This window comes from Hydrotalea sp. GW822-HT8A01 (assembly GCF_058798575.1).
The window spans coordinates 3,308,387-3,326,681 of sequence record NZ_CM179506.1 but is presented as its reverse complement, the minus strand read 5'-3'; the positions used below and the strand labels follow the sequence as shown (position 1 = coordinate 3,326,681).

General features: G+C 36.8%; 13 protein-coding genes. 5 read left to right on the top strand and 8 right to left on the bottom strand.

All coding sequences use genetic code 11. The annotated features are described in order from the left end of the window. Positions 1-6 precede the first annotated feature (6 nt). On the top strand, positions 7-558 hold the full coding sequence (locus AC3QLY_RS14800) for an LOG family protein (RefSeq protein ID WP_218330314.1): 552 nt from the start codon (positions 7-9) through the stop codon (positions 556-558). On the opposite strand, the gene AC3QLY_RS14795 is transcribed toward AC3QLY_RS14800, so the two are convergent. Then, positions 527-1,192 (bottom strand): hypothetical protein, encoded by a 666-nt coding sequence (locus AC3QLY_RS14795; protein ID WP_218330315.1) that lies wholly within the window; start codon positions 1,190-1,192, stop codon positions 527-529. The two genes, AC3QLY_RS14800 and AC3QLY_RS14795, sit on opposite strands and share 32 nt — an antisense overlap. Before the next feature lie 63 nt (positions 1,193-1,255). Further along, complete coding sequence (locus tag AC3QLY_RS14790) at positions 1,256-2,653, bottom strand: FAD-binding oxidoreductase (RefSeq protein ID WP_288096369.1); 1,398 nt, start codon at positions 2,651-2,653, stop codon at positions 1,256-1,258. Between the two features lie 318 nt (positions 2,654-2,971). On the opposite strand from AC3QLY_RS14790, the gene pckA reads away from it, so the two are divergent. Then, entirely contained in the window at positions 2,972-4,585 is a 1,614-nt protein-coding gene (gene pckA / locus AC3QLY_RS14785) for a phosphoenolpyruvate carboxykinase (ATP) (protein WP_492989935.1), read from the top strand. 94 nt (positions 4,586-4,679) lie between these two features. Here pckA and AC3QLY_RS14780 read toward each other — a convergent pair whose 3' ends face one another. The 4 genes from AC3QLY_RS14780 to AC3QLY_RS14765 all read right to left on the bottom strand — a co-directional run bounded on the left by AC3QLY_RS14780 (position 4,680) and on the right by AC3QLY_RS14765 (position 9,546). Then, entirely contained in the window at positions 4,680-5,315 is a 636-nt protein-coding gene (locus AC3QLY_RS14780; RefSeq protein ID WP_068241453.1) for a deoxynucleoside kinase, read from the bottom strand. Between the two features lie 80 nt (positions 5,316-5,395). Then, on the bottom strand, positions 5,396-6,391 hold the full coding sequence (gene trpS / locus AC3QLY_RS14775; RefSeq protein WP_074417740.1) for a tryptophan--tRNA ligase: 996 nt from the start codon (positions 6,389-6,391) through the stop codon (positions 5,396-5,398). Positions 6,392-6,470: 79 nt separating this feature from the next. Continuing rightward, positions 6,471-7,763, bottom strand: a complete 1,293-nt coding sequence (locus tag AC3QLY_RS14770; protein ID WP_074417764.1) for an MgtC/SapB family protein — start codon at positions 7,761-7,763, stop codon at positions 6,471-6,473. A gap of 169 nt (positions 7,764-7,932) precedes the next feature. Beyond that, positions 7,933-9,546, bottom strand: a complete 1,614-nt coding sequence (locus AC3QLY_RS14765; RefSeq protein ID WP_074417741.1) for an amidase — start codon at positions 9,544-9,546, stop codon at positions 7,933-7,935. Positions 9,547-9,675: 129 nt separating this feature from the next. On the opposite strand from AC3QLY_RS14765, the gene recG reads away from it, so the two are divergent. The 3 genes from recG (at position 9,676) to AC3QLY_RS14750 (ending at position 16,631) form a co-directional block, all read left to right on the top strand. Continuing rightward, positions 9,676-11,787, top strand: a complete 2,112-nt coding sequence (recG, locus tag AC3QLY_RS14760) for an ATP-dependent DNA helicase RecG (RefSeq protein WP_492989932.1) — start codon at positions 9,676-9,678, stop codon at positions 11,785-11,787. Between the two features lie 106 nt (positions 11,788-11,893). Beyond that, positions 11,894-15,583, top strand: coding sequence for a DUF7948 domain-containing protein (locus AC3QLY_RS14755; RefSeq protein ID WP_492989930.1), 3,690 nt, complete (start codon positions 11,894-11,896; stop codon positions 15,581-15,583). A 4-nt stretch (positions 15,584-15,587) separates the two neighbouring features. Beyond that, positions 15,588-16,631: a PorP/SprF family type IX secretion system membrane protein gene (locus AC3QLY_RS14750; RefSeq protein WP_081300457.1), complete on the top strand. Its 1,044-nt coding sequence runs from the start codon at positions 15,588-15,590 to the stop codon at positions 16,629-16,631. A 5-nt stretch (positions 16,632-16,636) separates the two neighbouring features. On the opposite strand, the gene AC3QLY_RS14745 is transcribed toward AC3QLY_RS14750, so the two are convergent. Beyond that, positions 16,637-17,134: a methylated-DNA--[protein]-cysteine S-methyltransferase gene (locus AC3QLY_RS14745; RefSeq protein WP_074417744.1), complete on the bottom strand. Its 498-nt coding sequence runs from the start codon at positions 17,132-17,134 to the stop codon at positions 16,637-16,639. Positions 17,135-17,346: 212 nt separating this feature from the next. Next, positions 17,347-18,219, bottom strand: coding sequence for a transglutaminase family protein (locus AC3QLY_RS14740; RefSeq protein ID WP_074417745.1), 873 nt, complete (start codon positions 18,217-18,219; stop codon positions 17,347-17,349). Between the last annotated feature and the right edge of the window lie 76 nt (positions 18,220-18,295).

Genomic DNA, 18,295 nt, shown 5'->3' with positions numbered 1-18,295 from the left:
ATAAAGATGCAATATAAAAAGATAGCTGTGTTTTGCGGAAGTAAAAATGGGAATAATGCAATTTTTGTAGAACATGCACGGCAACTGGGCAGTTTAATGGCTTCAAAAAATATGGATTTGGTGTATGGAGGTGGCAATGTGGGCTTAATGGGCGCAGTGGCCAATGCGGTATTGGAAAATGGCGGCAAAGTTACCGGTGTTATTCCCGAACTTTTGGTGGAACAGGAGCGGCAGCACTTGGGTTTAACCGAATTGAAAGTAGTGGACAACATGCATACCCGTAAAAAAATGATGTACGAGTTATGTGATGCAGCCATTGTGTTACCTGGTGGTAATGGCACAATGGATGAATTGTTTGAAATGCTTACCTGGAATAATTTACGGATTCACGATAAAAAAATAATCCTGCTAAACTCAGCAGGATATTATCATGCATTGATAGCGCATTTACAAAATATGCAGCATTATGGATTTTTATATGAAAACTGGGATAGCTTTTTATACCAGTTTGCTACTCCTTCAGAAATTATTGCTTTTTTGGATGGAGATAAAAATTAAAACCTGCTCTTATAATAGGTAAAGCGGTACTGGTTACACCATTGTAACTTCTGTAAGGTGAATAGGGACTGTTTAATACATCTACCATAATGACCGTATAAAATGTGCTTTGTCCAATAATGCGTTGTGCATAACCCACACCGGCTAAAAAGCTGGAAGCATTGGTGTTAAAACTGGTAGCCTGATTATTGGTCATATTGAGGTAATTGTATTTAATCCAGTTTTGTTCAAATTGCCCCTGAAGAAACAATTGTTTAATGGGAAAAATTCGCACAAATGGTCCGCCACCGTAATTAAAGCTTCTTTGTCTGATATCATTATTGTAATAAGGATCTGCTTTAATGGATTGATAATTGAGGTTAATAGAAACACCAGCATCTAACCACTCATTGAACGAGTAGCCAATTTCGGGTGTACCACCAATATTAAAACTATAGGTGCCAAAACCCAGTGACAAACCTCCTCCAATAAACATGTTTTGTTTCTGAAAGCCTGTGCCGGCGGGGGCATTTGTGCTACTGGTATAAGGCGAATTAGAATAAGTAGGAGGTATTTGCCTTTGTTGTGCTTTTAATGACAAGCTGCTGCCCAAAGCCACTGTAAAAAATGCCATCAATAAAAAAGTTTTTTTCATACCTGTGTTTTTATGGAAATGAATTGGATGGTTTTAAAAATTATACAATACAAACCTAAGTGCTTAATGCATATCAAAAATTTTTCCGGGGTTTAAAATATTGTTAGGATCAAATACTTTTTTGATAGAGCGCATTATTTGCAAATTCGCTTCCTGCATTACCAATGGCATGTATTTTTTTTGAATTAAACCTATACCATGCTCGCCGCTAATGGTGCCACCTAATTTTTTTACTAAAATAAACAAATCTGCCAATGCTTTTTGAATATGCGGTTGATTAAAGCTGGTAGTGGTATTCGGATCTTTTATTCTGATATGCAAATTACCATCACCGGCATGGCCATAACAAACGGCTTTAAAACCATATTGCTGTGCCAATTGTTTCACACCCAAAATTAAATCGGGCAAAAATGCTCTGGGCACAACACTATCCTCTTCAATGGTATATCCATCTAATTTCACAGCTTCAGCTACACGGCGCCTTAATTTCCAAAGCTCATTTTTTTGTGCTTCATCTTCTGCAAAAAATAAATCGCCTACTTCAAAATTTTCTAAAAGCAGTGCAATAGCTTCCATTTCCTGCATTAAAATGTCTTTGTGATTGCCGTCTAATTCAATCAGTAAATGTGCAGCAATGGCATCATTTACCGGAATTGCATGACTATTCATCATTGTATTTACTATTTTTAGTGCATCAATTTCTACCAATTCAAGTCCGCTGGGTACAAAACCTGCTCTAAAAATAGCACTTACCGCTTCACCTGCTTTTTGTAAATTGTTGAAAGCTGCCAGCATTAAAACATCATATTTGGGCAAGGGAATTAATTTTAATACAATTTTGGTAACAATTCCTAAAGTACCTTCACTTCCTACCATTAACTGGGTAAGGTTATAGCCGGTTGAATTTTTTAACACATTGGCACCGGTTTCAATAATGGTACCATCTGGCAGAACAACCTCCAGATTCAATACATAATCTTTCACTACACCATATTTTACAGCTTTGGGTCCGCCACTGTTTTCGGCAATATTTCCCCCAATAAAACAACTGCCTTTGCTGCTGGGGTCGGGCGGATAAAATAAACCCTTCTCTTTTACTGCATTTTGTAGTACCTCGGTAATTACACCCGGTTCGGTAGTTACCTGTAAATTTTGCTCATCAATAGATATGATTTTATTGAATTTTTCTAAACTTAATACTACGCCACCTTTGTGTGGAATAGCGCCACCGCTTAAACCGGTTCCGGCCCCCCTGGGGGTAACCGGGATGCAATTTTGATGGCATAAAGTCATAATTGCGGCAACTTCTGCAGTATTTTTGGGCTTTACAACTATTTCAGGCGTTTGTTGTATGGTTTCCGTTTCATCGTGCCCGTATTTAAATAGGTCTGCTTCATTTACAATATAATTTTCATTGCCAACAATCTGAATTAATGTTTCAATCATTTCAGGGGTCATCATTTACAAAATGGTTTTATAAAAAAGTAGTAAAGGTAAATTCAAATGCAGATAATTCCCCTTTTTAAACAGGATAATCATTTTAACCGGGATAAAAAAGTATGTAGAAATGCAAAAAATAAATAACTTTTTATTTTTCGAATGCTGTAAAAGAAATAACGGTTTTAATCAGGTGCATGTAAATTCTACTTTGGTTTATTTAAAAAATAATTGTTATTACTGAAAACAATTAAATTTTTTTAAAAGTGTAATGGATACACGTTGTTTGTTAAACTGGAATGCATGACTATATCTTTGTAAAACTAACAAATGATTGTTTGTATGATTGCCACAATGAATCAATCGCTATTGCCTGAACAGTTAAGCACACTTGGTTTTTCACTTAATTTACAAATACATTATCAACTTTCAACGAAAACATTGACCGAACAAACACTCTTAAGATCGGAAGGTGTTTTAAATAATACGGGTGCGTTGTGTGTGGAAACTGGAAAATTTACCGGAAGAAGTCCTTTAGACAGGTTTATAGTAAAAGACAGTTTAACCGAACATACCGTTGACTGGAATAATTTTAATATTCCTTTTGATGCCGAAAAATTTGATGCATTAAAGCAAAAGCTAATTGATTATTGTAACCATCAAAAAAGTTTGTGGGTTAGAGATGCTTTTGCCTGTGCACATCCCGACTATCGCATCAAAATCAGAGTTATCAATGAAAACCCGTGGAGTAATTTATTTGCTTATAATATGTTTATTCGGCCAAGTGCCGAGGAGTTGCATGAATTTGAGCCCGATTGGCACATTATTCAAGCACCTAATTTTTTGGCTAATCCCGCAACAGATGGCACCCGACAAGGCAATTTTGCTATTATTTCTTTTACCGAAAAAACCATTATAATTGGCGGAACGGCATATACCGGTGAAATAAAAAAAGGAATTTTTACTGTTTTGAATTTTTTATTGCCTTTACAGCATCAAACCCTGAGTATGCATTGTAGTGCAAATGTGGGTGATGAAGAGGATGTTGCTTTATTTTTTGGTTTAAGCGGTACCGGCAAAACAACATTGAGTGCAGGTGCAAGCAGAAAATTAATAGGGGATGATGAGCACGGTTGGGATGCCAACAGTGTATTTAATTTTGAAGGCGGTTGTTATGCAAAATGTATAGATTTGGATGCAGCCAAAGAACCAGAAATTTTTAAGGCCATTCAACCTGGCGCTTTAGTGGAAAACATTGTATTTTATCCAAATACCAATCAAATCAATTTTTCAGATAAATCCATTACAGAAAACACAAGGGTAAGTTATCCATTACATTATATCAGCAATGCCTTAGTACCTTCTTTTGCCGGTATTCCCCAAAACATTTTCTTTTTAACCTGCGATGCTTATGGTGTATTACCACCTATCAGTAAATTAAGTACCGAACAGGCCATGTACCAGTTTATTAGCGGCTATACCGCAAAAGTAGCCGGTACCGAAGCAGGCGTAACAGAGCCAAAAGCTACCTTCAGTGCTTGTTTTGGAGCGCCGTTTATGCCCTTGCATCCAGGTAAATATGCTGCATTGTTGGGTAACAAAATTAAAAAACATGGAGTTAAAGTTTGGTTGGTAAATACAGGCTGGACCGGTGGTGGTTATGGCGTGGGTAAACGAATGAATTTGCAGTATACCCGTGCCATGGTTGGTGCTGCATTGTCTGGAAAACTCAATCATGTAGAATTTGAAACGCATTCGGTTTTTGGCGTTCAAATTCCTAAAACCTGCCCCGGTGTTCCGGTTCAGTTATTACATCCCAGATACACCTGGAGTGATAGGAATGCTTATGATAAGGCAGCACATCAACTATCTACATTGTTTAATCAAAATTTCGAAAAATACAAATCAGGTGTTCCTCAGGATATTGTTTGTGCCGCACCCAAAACTACTGCCTGATTTTAAATTTTGGTCTCTTCGATTGCTCTGGCAAATGAGAAAATCCCGTTGTTTCTGCGGGATTTTTTGTGTAGGATAATTATTTACAATTGATTTAAAATAATCCAAATAATGTAGCATCTATTTTGCTGATAATTTCACCCAAATGTTCTTCGTTTTCAGCAAATTTATTTTTATCGCAGTCAACAATTAAAATAGGACCTTCTTTATAATTATCGGCAAATTGTTTATAATAATCGTTTAGTTTTTTCAAATAATCTAAGCGAATATTGTCTTCATATTCCCGGCCTCTTTTTTGAATTTGAGCTACTAAGGTAGGCACTGATGCTTTTAAATAAATGAGCAGATCGGGTGGTTGAATCATGCTTTTGAGGGTTTGAAAAAAAGTATAATAATTTTCAAAATCTCTTTTAGGCATTAAACCCATATCGTGCAAATTGGGTGCAAAAATAGTAGCATCTTCATAAATGGTTCTGTCCTGAATTACGGTTTCGGTACCTCTTTGAATATCTAATAACTGATTCAGGCGGCTGTTTAAAAAATAAATTTGCAGGTTAAAGCTCCAGCGTGGCATGTCTTCATAAAAATCCATCAAATAAGGATTGTGGTCCACGTCTTCAAATTGCGGAATCCATTTGTAATGCTTGCTCAGCATTTCAGTAAGTGTTGTTTTTCCTGCACCAATATTGCCGGCTACTGCAATATGTTTTGGTTTTTTTATTTTAGCCATTTATAGTAAAATATTTTAATTAGAAAGGGATTGCTGTTTATCGGTGAATGTAATAAATAATTAGTAAGTGGTGCTTGTTTTTAATAAATCATTCTAATTGCTTTTCTTACTTCCTGAAGTGTGGCATGGGCACTTTCCCTAGCCTTTTCAGCCCCTTGTTTCATGATTTGGTGTAAAAGAATTTTATCATTTTGTATAGCTGCTGCTTTTTCTCTGATAGGTTGTATAAAGGCTACCATATCTTCAGCCAGTTGCTTTTTAAAATCGCCATAGCGTATGTTGCATTGTTTATAATCTTCATTAAATGTATCATACACTTCTGCTTTACTGACTATTTTCATCAAGGTAAATAAATTTTTAATATAGTCAGGCTTCAATGAATTGGGAACAGTAGGTCCGCTGTCTGTTTTCGCCTTCATGATTTTTTTGCGAATAATGTCATCTTCATCTGCTAAAAAAATGGTGGCCATTTGGTTTTCGCTTTTACTCATTTTCCCATTTCCATCTAAGCTCATTATTTTAATCAGGTTATCACCAAAATTAAAAGCATGGGGTTCAGGAAAAATATGGCCATACCTGAAATTAAAACGTTCGGCAAAATTGCGGGCCATCTCTAAATGTTGTTCCTGATCTTTGCCAACAGGCACTTTAACAGCTCTGTGTATCAATATATCTGCAGCCATTAAAACAGGATAGGTTAATAACCCTGCATTGATATTATCGGGTTGCAGTTTGGCTTTATCTTTAAAAGTAGTTGTTTTTTCCAATTCACCTTTATAAGCCAACATGTTCAGGTACAAATAGAGCTCTGCAATTTCAGGCACATCACTTTGTACATACAATGCTACTTTTTCGGGGTCTAATCCACAGGCTACATTTTCTGCAATTACTCTGTACACACTTTCCTGAAGGGCTTTCGTATCGGGATGGGTAGTTAGGCTATGCCAGTTGGCTACAAAAAAATAACAATTATAGGTATCCTGCATTTTTACATAATTACGCATGGCACCAAAATAGTTGCCCAAATGCAAGTATCCGGTGGGGCGTATACCGCTTAACACTGTTTCTTTTTTCATAGCGGCGAAGATAATTTAAGTAACCTGTTTGTACATTCCTGCCTTCGTTTTTTTTCTAAGCAATAGCAATTTTTATGTATTAAGTGCCTTTAGTCAGAAATAACCATAAAGAAATACCGATACCAGATACAATTAGAATACCAAAACTTATCCATATTTTTTTTCGAAGAAGTGGCGCACCCAATACAATGGTATACAACATTTTTAAAATATTATTGCTGACAATAGCATTTAAAACCGCTAATACAATCACGCCTTCACTTATCACCATTCTGCCCTGAAACAGATTTAAAATAAAGGGGTCAATATCTGTTACACCTACAACCAATGCCAAAACATTTAACCCACTATTGCCAAACACACGAAATACAAAGCTGGTTAAAAGCGAAAACAGAATGAATAATGCAGCGAAAACCAATGCTGTTTTAAATTCTAATGGATTGCCCTTGGTGGTTAGAAAGGTAGTCGTTTTATTTACTTTCTGTTCCCGATGTAACCATAACAATCCTGCAATGATGATAGATGTTACCAATATAAAAAATAAAAAATAAGGTAATAGTGCAAATGCAATGGTGCTGTTAAAAATATAGGCAATTATAAATAACCTGATGTACATCATGAGCGTTGCTAATAATATACCTGGTAAAATAGTACTGTCATCGGGGTTTTCCCTGTTTTTTCTGGCCAGAATAACGGTTGTGGCGGTGCTGCTATACAAGCCGCCTAATATTGCGGTGATGATAATTCCTGCGTTGGGGAATATAAATTTTTTAACCAAATAGCTGGCATAAGAAATACTGGATATGACTACAACAGCCAGCCAGATTTGATAAGGAGAAACTGCAATAGATACTGAAATAGGCTGTGCGGGTAATAAAGGAAGTATAACACCTGTTAAAACTAAAAATTTAGCTAAAACAATAAATTCATCTTCATCAAATAATTTTGAAAAAGCAAACAAACTTTTTTTAGCTTCTGTAATTACTAAAGTTAGAATTACAATGCTAAATGTTAGCCAGAGTGGTTGCGTATAAACAAGAGGCGCCAGTGTGTAAGTAATTAATGCAATCAGAATAGTGGTTAATCCAAACTTCTTTTCTGTACTAATTTTTTGAAAATAATAAATACCCAGTAAGAGCATATTAAAGCAAGCCCCAATAATGAATGTATATAATTGCTGCTTATCAATTATATACAAAATGTAACCCAGAATGCCTAATAGTGTAAATGTTCTGTCGGTACCAAATAAATTTTCAAATGGTTCATTGATGTGGTACCGCCGCTGTTCTAAACCAATGATGAATGCAAATACCACTACCAGTATAAACATTTGTAAATCATTTGGAACGTAATGCAACAGTGATTGAAACATAAGGGGTATATGAAAAATTAGTAAGGCAAATTTTGATGGGTTAAGATAATGAAAAAACAGAAAAGTAATTTTTGTTTTAAAAAGCATACGGTGGTTATAAAATAAAAGCATAACAAAGCCTCATTGTTGGCGAGGCGTTGTTAAAAAGTATGGAAGTATGCAAGGTATATTAAACCAAAGGTGCTGTTGGAATAAAGTTGGGTATAAACTTCGGTACAACTCTTTTTTGAGTAGCTTGTTCAAAAGCATAGGCTATGCTTAATAATTTGGGCTCCTCAAAAGCTCCGGCAATAAAAGAAAAACCAACCGGCAGATGCTGCAAAGTACCAACTGGAACAGAAATATGTGGATAACCGGCCATGGCTGCAGGTGGGCAGAAATAAAATCCGGTATCATAATCCCCATTAATTAGGTCTATACAACAGGCGGGGCCAATACTGGTACCGGCAATGGCATCTAAGCGTTCTGTTTTCATCAGGTTATCAATGATTGCTCTTGCAGAAGTTGACTTTGCATGCGCTTCCTGATAAGCGGCATCCTGCAATGTTCCCCTTGCTTCACTTTGTTCTAATAATTCCTGTTTAAAATAGGGCATAACGGTGGCAGCATTTGCATTATTAAATGCAATTAATTCTTTTAAGGAATGAACTTTGCCTTTGGCGCTTGCCAAATAGCGATTTACGCCATCTTTAAATTCGTATTGTAAAACTATATTTTCGGCTTCGCCTAAAGGGTTGGTTAATTTCAGCAATTCAACCTCTACAACGGTAGCGCCTTGTTGCTGTAAGGTTTCAATGGCTGCTTTATACAATGCCACAACACCCTCATGGCCTTTTAAAAAAGATTTTTCAATGCCGATTCTTTTTCCCTTCAATGCAGAAGCATCTAAAAACTGAGTATAATCTGCCGGTACTTTTCCTTTGCTGTTTAAGGTAACTGCATCAGCCTCATCTATTCCTGTCATGGCACTCAGTAAAATTGCAGCATCTTTCACAGTTCTGGCCATTGGGCCTGCGGTATCCTGCGTTGCAGAAATAGGTATAATGCCACTACGGCTCACTAAACCAACAGTGGGTTTAATGCCTACAATACCATTGAAAGAAGAAGGCGCAATGACTGAACCATCTGTTTCAGTTCCCACTGCTACTACACATAAATTAGCAGAAACAGCAGCTCCGGAACCTGCGCTGGAGCCACAAGGTCCTCTGTCTAGCATGTTGGGATTTTTGGTTTGTCCGCCACGGCTGCTCCAGCCACTTGTAGATCGGGTTGAACGCCAGTTGGCCCATTCGCTTAAATTGGTTTTACCTAAAATAACGGCACCCGCCTTTCGTAATTGTGTAATTACAAATGCATCTTTATCGGCAATATTCCCTTCTAATGCCAATGATCCGGCTGTCGTCATCATTTTATCACCGGTATTAATATTGTCTTTAATTAAAACAGGTATACCATGCAAGAGGCCTCTAATCTTACCTGCTTTTCTTTCTTTATCCAATGCTTCTGCAATGGCAAGGGCATCGGGGTTCACCTCAATTACAGCATTGATGGCCGGCCCGGATTGGTCAATGGCTTTTATTCTTTTTAAATACATTTCAGTTAACTGACGTGCAGTTAATTTACCTTCCTGCATGTTTTGTTGAACAGCATCAATAGTTGTTTCCATTAAAGGAAAATCTGCTGCTGTATAATTGTTTATATTTGCAACGGCCGCTTCTGTTGCAATAGCAGTAATGGCCAATCCTGCTAATGAACCATTTTTAATAAAAATCCTTCTATCCATTGTAGTTTGTTTTTGTGCATTTGAATTTAAAAGTAAAGTATTTTATGATTACTGCGTGCTATTCATATTAAATGAACGACCTTAGTATTTACTTTTGTTATTTGTGTTGAATAAATTGTGGTAACTAACGTGCAAACAACAAACATATTACAAACTCCTATTGAATATTTAAAAGGCGTGGGGCCTCTCAGAGCCGATTTGCTTAAAAAAGAATTAAGCATTTTTGTGTATGAAGATTTATTAAACCATTTTCCTTACCGACATATTGATAAAACTGTTATTAGTCCTATTTCATCCATTCAGTTCAATACTGAATATATTCAGGTGGCCGGAAAATTAATTGCATTGGAGGTAATTGGTGAAAAACGTGCCAGGCGAATGGTAGGTCAGTTATCAGACCAATCCGGTGCAATGCTTGAACTTACCTGGTTTCAGGGTATTACCTGGATTCAAAAAAATGTGCAAATTGGCGCAACGTATCTTGTATTTGGGAAAGTGAGTTTTTTTAATGGCAAACCCCAACTAGTTCATCCTGAAATAGAGTTGAAACAGCCACAAAATATTACTGCAAAAAATTATTTAGAACCGGTTTATCCGGCAACTGAAAAATTAAAAGCAAGGGGATTAAGTGGTCGGCAGATAGCACACTTAACCCAGCAATTATTTTCCATTCTTCCATCTGGTTGCATATCCGAAAATATACCACCTGAAATTTGTAATCGATTAAAATTAGTGCCTCGTTTTGAAGCCTATCAGGCCATTCATTTTCCTGCCAATCCGGAAGCTTATGAAGCTGCATTGCGCCGTTTAAAATTTGAAGAGCTTTTTATTGCACAGGTACGCTTGCATATAGTAAAACTAAGAAGACAAAACGCCAGCAGGGGAGTTTTGTTTGAAAAAGTTGGCGATTATTTTAATACTTTCTACAACAGGTATTTGCCTTTTCAATTAACCAATGCACAAAAAAGGGTATTGAAAGAAATTAGATCAGATACGGCCAAAGGCCATCAAATGAATCGTTTGTTGCAAGGCGATGTAGGAAGCGGTAAAACCATTGTTGCTTTATTAGCCATGCTATTGGCAGCAGATAATGGTTTTCAAAGTTGTATGATGGCGCCAACTGAAATATTGGCCCAACAGCATTTTGAAGGATTGTGTAATTTATTAAAAGAAATGCCGTTTGAAATTGCACTTTTAACCGGAAGTACTAAAACCGCAGAACGAAAAAGAATTTTAAAAGGGTTGTTGGATGATTCCATCCATTTTATTGTAGGAACCCACGCCATTATTGAAGATATAGTGCAGTTTAAAAATTTAGGTTTGGTGATTATAGATGAACAACATCGGTTTGGTGTAGAACAACGTGCCAAACTTTGGAAAAAAGCTGCCATCCCACCGCATGTGCTGGTAATGACGGCAACACCCATTCCGCGAACCCTTGCAATGACAGCCTATGGAGATTTGGATTATAGTGTAATGGATGAATTACCACCCGGCAGGCAACCCGTTAAAACCGTTCACCGTGCTGAACATGCCCGTGCCAGTGTGATGGATTTTGTAAAATCTGAAATTGAAAAAGGCAGGCAGGCTTATTTTATTTATCCATTAATTGAAGAAAGTGAAAAACTAAGTTATGAAGATTTAATGCAGGGCTTCGAGCAGGTTAAAAGTTTTTTCCCCGAACCCAGGTTCAGCATTAGTATGGTGCATGGCAAACAACCGGTTGAACAGAAAGAATTGAATATGCAACGCTTTGTAAAAGGCGAAACGCAAATTATGGTGAGTACCACTGTTATTGAAGTGGGTGTAAATGTGCCCAATGCTTCTGTAATGGTGATTGAAAGTTCTGAAAAATTTGGTTTATCGCAGTTACACCAATTGCGCGGCAGGGTAGGAAGGGGTAGCGAACAAAGTTTTTGCATCCTTTTAACAGGTAGTAAAATAAGCGCTGAGGCCAAAGAACGTATCAAGATAATGTGTGCCACCAATAATGGATTTGTGATTGCTGAAAAAGATTTGGAATTAAGAGGTCCTGGTGAAATTGAAGGTACCCGACAAAGCGGGGCAGTAAATTTTAAACTAGCCAGTATTGTGAATGATAGACAAATGTTAGAAGTGGCCAGAATGGAGGCAGAACAATTGGTAGAAAAAGATATGGAATTACAATCCCAGGAAAATAGCTGTCTGCGTTTGTTTTTGCAATCATCAAAGGGTAAAACTGGATGGAGTAAAATATCCTGATTAAACATTTATAAATGCAACCTGTTATTTAACAATATGGTAGGGATTTTGTAACTTACTATTGCTTTCTGTTGATGTATTTTTCTGGCAGTAAAACTTATTATGTATGAGTGGGATAAGGTACTTTCTTTTTGCTTTCTGTATAATGGGTTTGCTGCAGCAAAGTAAAGCGCAGTCCAATTTGCAATTTGTTGAGAATAAAGGTCAGTGGAATAATGATATAGCCTACAGAGGAAACCTTACCATCGGAGCTTTTTCCATTCAAAAAGATGGTGGTTTCAGAATGTTACTATATAGTCCTGAAGATTATGCTACTTTATCTCCCCATCAACAATTTTCGAGACCTTACATTAAATACATTCAACAGGTAAATGCAAATGGACAAACTACTACAGCCATCGCACCCCCTGAAGCCGATGCCGGCAATGGGAAAAAAGTACTCAGATTGCATGTATATCAGGTAAAGTTTTTAAATGCCAATCCCAATCCTGAAATTATTCCTGATAAACCGTTGGCAACTGCCAACAATTATTTAATTGGGAATGACCCCACTAAATGGGGGCAAAATTGTAAAGTTTATCAGGCCATTACCTGCAAAAATATATATCCAAATATTGATGTTCGTTATTACACCACCAACGGCACTTTAAAATATGATATCATTGTAAATCCAGGTGGTAACGTAAATACAATCGCGTTATATTATGATGGAGTAAATGGACTGAAGCAAAAAAACGGTGAACTCATTATTCAAACTTCTGTACAAAATTTAAAAGAGGCTAAACCCTATAGTTATGCTGTTAATTTATCGGGCAAGCAAATAGTGCCTTGTACCTACAACATAAAGGGTAGTATTGTAAAGTTTAATGTTGAAAAAACAGATCCTGCTGCAACACTGGTTATTGATCCACAATTTGTTTTTTCCAGTTTTTCCGGCAGTACTGCTGAAAACTGGGGCTATACTGCCACTTACGATAATTCGGGAAATTTTTATGCCGGCGGTATTGTATTTGCAGGTGATAACCAATCTTTTCCTGTGAGCAATGGCGCATTTCAAACGTCTTTTCAGGGTGGGGTAAGAGAGGGGGAACTTTCTCCTTATGATGTAGCAATTATGAAGTTAGATCCAACCGGCAGAAACAGAGTATATGCCACCTATTTGGGTGGTAATGGCAATGAACAACCCCATAGTTTAATAACCGATAATGCAGGCAATTTAATTATTGCCGGAAGGACCAGTTCTGCCAATTTCCCCTCTACCAATAAAGTTGGAACGGGTGGAGGATTTGATATTTTTATCACAAAGCTAAATGCTACAGGTACCGGCATTGTGGGCTCACTGGTTATCGGTGGTAGTGCCGATGATGGTGTAAATATTCGGGGAAAATATACAGGTACATCCGGTTATCAATCTACTCGCTTAAATTATGGCGATGATGCCAGAAGCGAAGTGATTATTGATGGAGCAGGAAATATTTATTTAGCAGGTTGTACACAGTCAACGGATTTTCCCGTTTCTGCAAATGCTTTCCAAAAAAACAATGGAGGTGCCAATGGCAGTAGCTTTTTTCAGGACGCAGTAATAATAAAAGCTACTCCGGATTTAAGTTCGGTTTTATTCAGTTCATATTTAGGAGGGAATGATAACGATGCCGCCTTTGTGTTATCCATCAATCCTACCAACAATAACATTTATGTTGCCGGTGGAACTGCCAGTACGAATTTTCCCGGTATTGGTGCAAATGTAAAATTTTCAACATATCAGGGTGGTATTTGCGATGGTTTTGTAGCAGTCATCAGTAATGATGGTTCTCAATTAATCAATAGCAGTTATTTTGGCACGAATGGAGCAGACATGTTATTTGGAGTGCAATTCGATAAGTTGGGCTTTCCCTATATTATGGGAACTACAAATGGCAAATGGCAGGTAGTTAATTCTCCTTTTAATCAAGCACAGGGGCAAACAGATGGTAAACAATTTATTTGCAAATTAAAACCCGACTTATCAGATTTTGTTTATTCAGCAACATTTGGAGCACCCGGCAGTCCGCAGCCCAATATCTCCCCAACAGCTTTTCTGGTGGATCGTTGTGAAAATGTATATGTATCAGGCTGGGGTGGTGGTATTGATATTGATGACGGTTATTTGAATAGTGGGGTTAGAAATATGTCAACTCCCAATTATCTGCAAAACACTACAGATGGTGCCGATTTTTATTTCTTTGTATTAGAAAAAAATGCACAAAGCCAATTGTTTGGCAGCTATTTTGGACAGAATGGTGCATTAGGCGATCATGTGGATGGTGGCACCAGCCGTTTCGATAAAAATGGTATTATTTATCAAACCATCTGTTCTTGTAAACAAGGCCCACCCGCCAATCCTGTTTTAACCGGCAGCCCACCCTATGTATTTTCTACAACTAATAATGGCCCCGATTGCAATATGATGGCACTTAAAATTGCTTTTAATTTAGCAGGCATTTCTTCAGGCCTGCAGGCTGCAGCCAATGGTATTCCCCGCGATACATCGGGTTGTGTGCCTTTAAATGTTGATTTTGCAGATACAGTAGCTCAGGGAAAAACTTATATGTGGGATTTTAATGATGGCTCTACTCAAGTAACAACTACTACTCCAAAAACATCGCATGTATTTCAAAATATTGGTTTTTATAAAGTAATGCTGGTATCTACCGATCCGAATAGTTGTAATGTTAGTGATACATCTTATGTTACCATTCGTGTTCGGAATGATGCGGCTACTTTGGGTTTAAATGCGGCTAAAATTGGTGGTTGCGAATCATTAACTTTTCAATTCAACAATACTTCTACTTCACCTCCCAATAAGCCATTTAACGGCCAATCATTTATTTTAAAATTTGGCGATGGTACCTCTGTTGTAACCGGCACACAACCGCAAACACACACATTTCCATCAGAGGGTATTTATAATGTCAGTTTAATACTGCAAGATACCGGCTACTGTAATCAAAATGATAGCACTGTTTTACAAATTAGAATTGCTGCCAATGTAAAAGCAGCATTTCAAACACCGGCTATTGGTTGTGTTCCTTATACTGCCATATTCAACAATACATCAACTGGTGGAACCAATTTTATTTGGAGTTTTGGAGATGGTAGCAGCTCAACAGCCATTAGTCCTACCCATCAATACAATGATACAGGCAGTTATACCATTACCCTAATTGCAAATGATCCAAATACCTGCAATAAATCAGACACCACCACTCAAATAGTACAAATGAAAATAAAATCAATTGCTGACTTTAGTGTGGCACCGCAGCCTCCGGTTACTAATACGCCCATTCAATTTACTAATCTGTCGCAGCCTGCTTTGAGTTATAAATGGTTGTTTGGAGATGGAGATTCAACCATTACCACCAGTATAGCCACCCCCGTTAGTCATATATACGATTCAACCAAAAATTATACAGCTTGTCTGCAAACTATCAACAAATCGGGATGTGTTGATGAAAAATGCCTGCCGGTTCAGGCATTAATTGCGCCCTTGTTTGATGTGCCCAAAGCATTTTCGCCAAATGGTGATGGTATTAATGATGTTATTTATGTGCAAGGATATGGCATTACCAAAATGAAATGGAATATTTATAACAGATGGGGTAAACTGGTTTATCAGGGTTTCACAAAATCGGGGGGGTGGGATGGTACATATAACGGCGTAATTCAGCCACAGGATGTGTATCATTATGTATTGTTGATTGAAACATCGGATGGAAAAAAATATACAAAAACGGGAGATATTACCTTATTAAAGTAATGAAATGAGTAGTATAAAAATTGTATATAAAATGTTGTTAATACTGCTAATGTTACATGTATTAGCAGTGCATCAGTTGTATGCTCAGGATTTACACTTTTCCCAATACTTTAATGCGCCATTATTGATAAATCCGGCAAATACCGGTTTTAATCCTGAATCAGATTACAGGTTCGGTATTAATTACAGGGACCAATGGGCCAATATTGGCAACCCTTATAAAACCATGAGCATGTGGGGCGATGCCCAGCTGTTTAACAATCGTTTTGAAAATGGGTGGGTGGGTATAGGCGGTGTGTTGTTAACCGATGCTGCCGGAGATGGCTCACTCACTTCTACCAAAGGGTATGCATCTTTGGCTTACCACCAGGTATTGGGTTATGATGGGTTATTAAGTATAGGTTTTGGTGTAGGTGGTGTAAATAAACGGGTAGATGCCAGTAAACTAACTTTTAATGATCAATGGAATGGTAAATTTTTTGATGTTGCTATCCCATCTAATGAGCCATTTTATTATACATCTGTGTATTATATGGATCTAAATGCTGGGATTAATTATGCCTATTTTGCAACTGATAATATTTATTTAAATCTGGGTGTAAGTATTCAACATTTCAATCGGCCAAAAGAAAGTTTTTTTGCTCCTTCAGTAAGTAACAATACCGTTGATCCGCGTTACAATTTTTTTATGAATGGGAATATTAAAATTCAAAATTTGTGGATACTCAATCCCAATATGTACTTCAGTAAAATGGGTAATGTAACTGAAACGGTAATAGGTATGAATGCCAATAGAAATTTAAGTGGTGATGGAAACAGTCAGTTAATTCTGGGAATGTACTATCGTTTGGGCGATGCTGCTATCCCCATGATTGGGTATCAGGTAAGTAATATAAAAGTTACGTTTAATTATGATGCTACTACATCTTCATTAAGTGGTTATAATGGTTCGCAGGGGGCTTATGAAATTTCTTTGGTTAAAACAGGTATTTATGGAGGGAATGATAATACCAAAAAATTAAAATGCCCAAAGGCTGTTCGTTTTTAGCAGCATTAAAAAAGGGTTTGAATACCATGTACAATTTTGAATTCATGCTGTAATAACCATTTTTTTCTCCACAAACCACCCGAATAACCCGTTAAATTTTTGTCGCTGCCAATTACCCTGTGGCATGGAACAATAATTGCAATTTTATTTCTCCCATTGGTAGTTGCTGCTGCCCGTATGCATTTCGGATCACCCATTCTTTTTGCCAAATCCATATAGCTGATGGTTTTACCAAATGGGATGGCCAAAAGTTCATTCCACACTTTTTCCTGAAAGGGAGTACCTTCCTGGTAAACCGGCAAATCAAAAATTTTTCTTCTTCCCTGAAAAAATTCAATTAATTCTTCCGTGCATTGATGCAATAAATCACTGATGCCCGGAATGCCATGTGCAATTTGCTGGCTATTATCAATAAAACTTAATTCGGTAATGTATTGTTCTGTGCCCCCTATTTTTATTAAGCCTATCGGACTTTCGTAATATGTATAGTAATTTTCATTCATGATGTGTGGTAATCATTGCTAACAATGGATATGTAGTAAAATTACGAAATGAGCTGCTTTCATTTTCACAATTAGAACTTTCTTCGTCTTCTATCCTGCTTCAATTGCAAAGTGGTATTGGATTAGGTAGGTGAAATTTTAAATCCTTATTTTAAAAAATAGAAAATGAATTATTTTGTAATATACAAACTATTTTATATAATAAAAATGATTTAATCATCTAATAAGGCTGCTAATGCCAATAATTCATCTTGTTTGTATTGGTTAGAAGGAAGGGTAAAGCATTTGGCAACTTCCTGCAATAAAATTTGAATAATACGTTGGTTCGGCATTGGTTTAAAGTAGGAAGCAACCGGTGGTACTGAAATTTTTTTGAAATAAGTTTCAATATCTGCATGTGAATAGGCTTGCCCGCTAATACTGTCTACATAAAAATGAATTTTTTCCTGTGGGTGACCTTTATAGGTGGTTGCGTCATAATCTGAATGAAAATAAGCAATGACCATTTGCCTTGGAATATTAATAATTCGGGCATTAATTTCTAAAAGGTTACACAATACCTGATAAATAATACTGTTGGTAATGGTATTGCCTTTTTTGGTTTCTATTACTTTATGCAGAAAAAAATCATCGGGGTGGTTATAGCTAATTTCTATGCCCTTTAAATTATAATAGTTATAAATAATGCTCGATAATACATTGGCTTGTTCCAGCGGGGTTAAATAGCTATTCAGTTCCAGCCATACATTTCTTCTTATTTTTTCTATATCCTGTAATACCGGAGTTGTGTGTAAATCGGGATATTGAAATTTTGCCACTAATAATGCACCCAATAATATATCGTGATAAGGATTTTTATTCCATTCAATAAAATCGTTTGTTAAGTCTTTGTAATGCAATTGGTGAATCAGCATTTCAATTTTCTCCTGCACTTCCGTATTGGGAGTATTCTCCCACAGATTTTCCAAATTGGGAATAATACCTTTTCCAAAAGAAACAATTCTTTCAGCAATGGTATGATATACTTCTTCGTCCGGGTCGTCTATCAGCGAAAACAAAGCATTTATTTCTTTCGTTTGTTGCATATAGGCTATCGTAGTAGTTGTTTGAATGGCAGTATGTTTTAATTACAATACCAAACTAAGCTCTTTTTTTGTTTTT

Coding starts and splice junctions, on each gene's coding strand:
- AC3QLY_RS14800 (WP_218330314.1), top strand. CDS start 7: ATGCAATATAAAAAGATAGCTGTGTTTTGCGGAAGTAAAAATGGGAAT.
- AC3QLY_RS14795 (WP_218330315.1), bottom strand. CDS start 1,192: ATGAAAAAAACTTTTTTATTGATGGCATTTTTTACAGTGGCTTTGGGC.
- AC3QLY_RS14790 (WP_288096369.1), bottom strand. CDS start 2,653: ATGATGACCCCTGAAATGATTGAAACATTAATTCAGATTGTTGGCAAT.
- pckA (WP_492989935.1), top strand. CDS start 2,972: ATGATTGCCACAATGAATCAATCGCTATTGCCTGAACAGTTAAGCACA.
- AC3QLY_RS14780 (WP_068241453.1), bottom strand. CDS start 5,315: ATGGCTAAAATAAAAAAACCAAAACATATTGCAGTAGCCGGCAATATT.
- trpS (WP_074417740.1), bottom strand. CDS start 6,391: ATGAAAAAAGAAACAGTGTTAAGCGGTATACGCCCCACCGGATACTTG.
- AC3QLY_RS14770 (WP_074417764.1), bottom strand. CDS start 7,763: ATGTTTCAATCACTGTTGCATTACGTTCCAAATGATTTACAAATGTTT.
- AC3QLY_RS14765 (WP_074417741.1), bottom strand. CDS start 9,546: ATGGATAGAAGGATTTTTATTAAAAATGGTTCATTAGCAGGATTGGCC.
- AC3QLY_RS14755 (WP_492989930.1), top strand. CDS start 11,894: ATGAGTGGGATAAGGTACTTTCTTTTTGCTTTCTGTATAATGGGTTTG.
- AC3QLY_RS14750 (WP_081300457.1), top strand. CDS start 15,588: ATGAGTAGTATAAAAATTGTATATAAAATGTTGTTAATACTGCTAATG.
- AC3QLY_RS14745 (WP_074417744.1), bottom strand. CDS start 17,134: ATGAATGAAAATTACTATACATATTACGAAAGTCCGATAGGCTTAATA.
- AC3QLY_RS14740 (WP_074417745.1), bottom strand. CDS start 18,219: ATGCAACAAACGAAAGAAATAAATGCTTTGTTTTCGCTGATAGACGAC.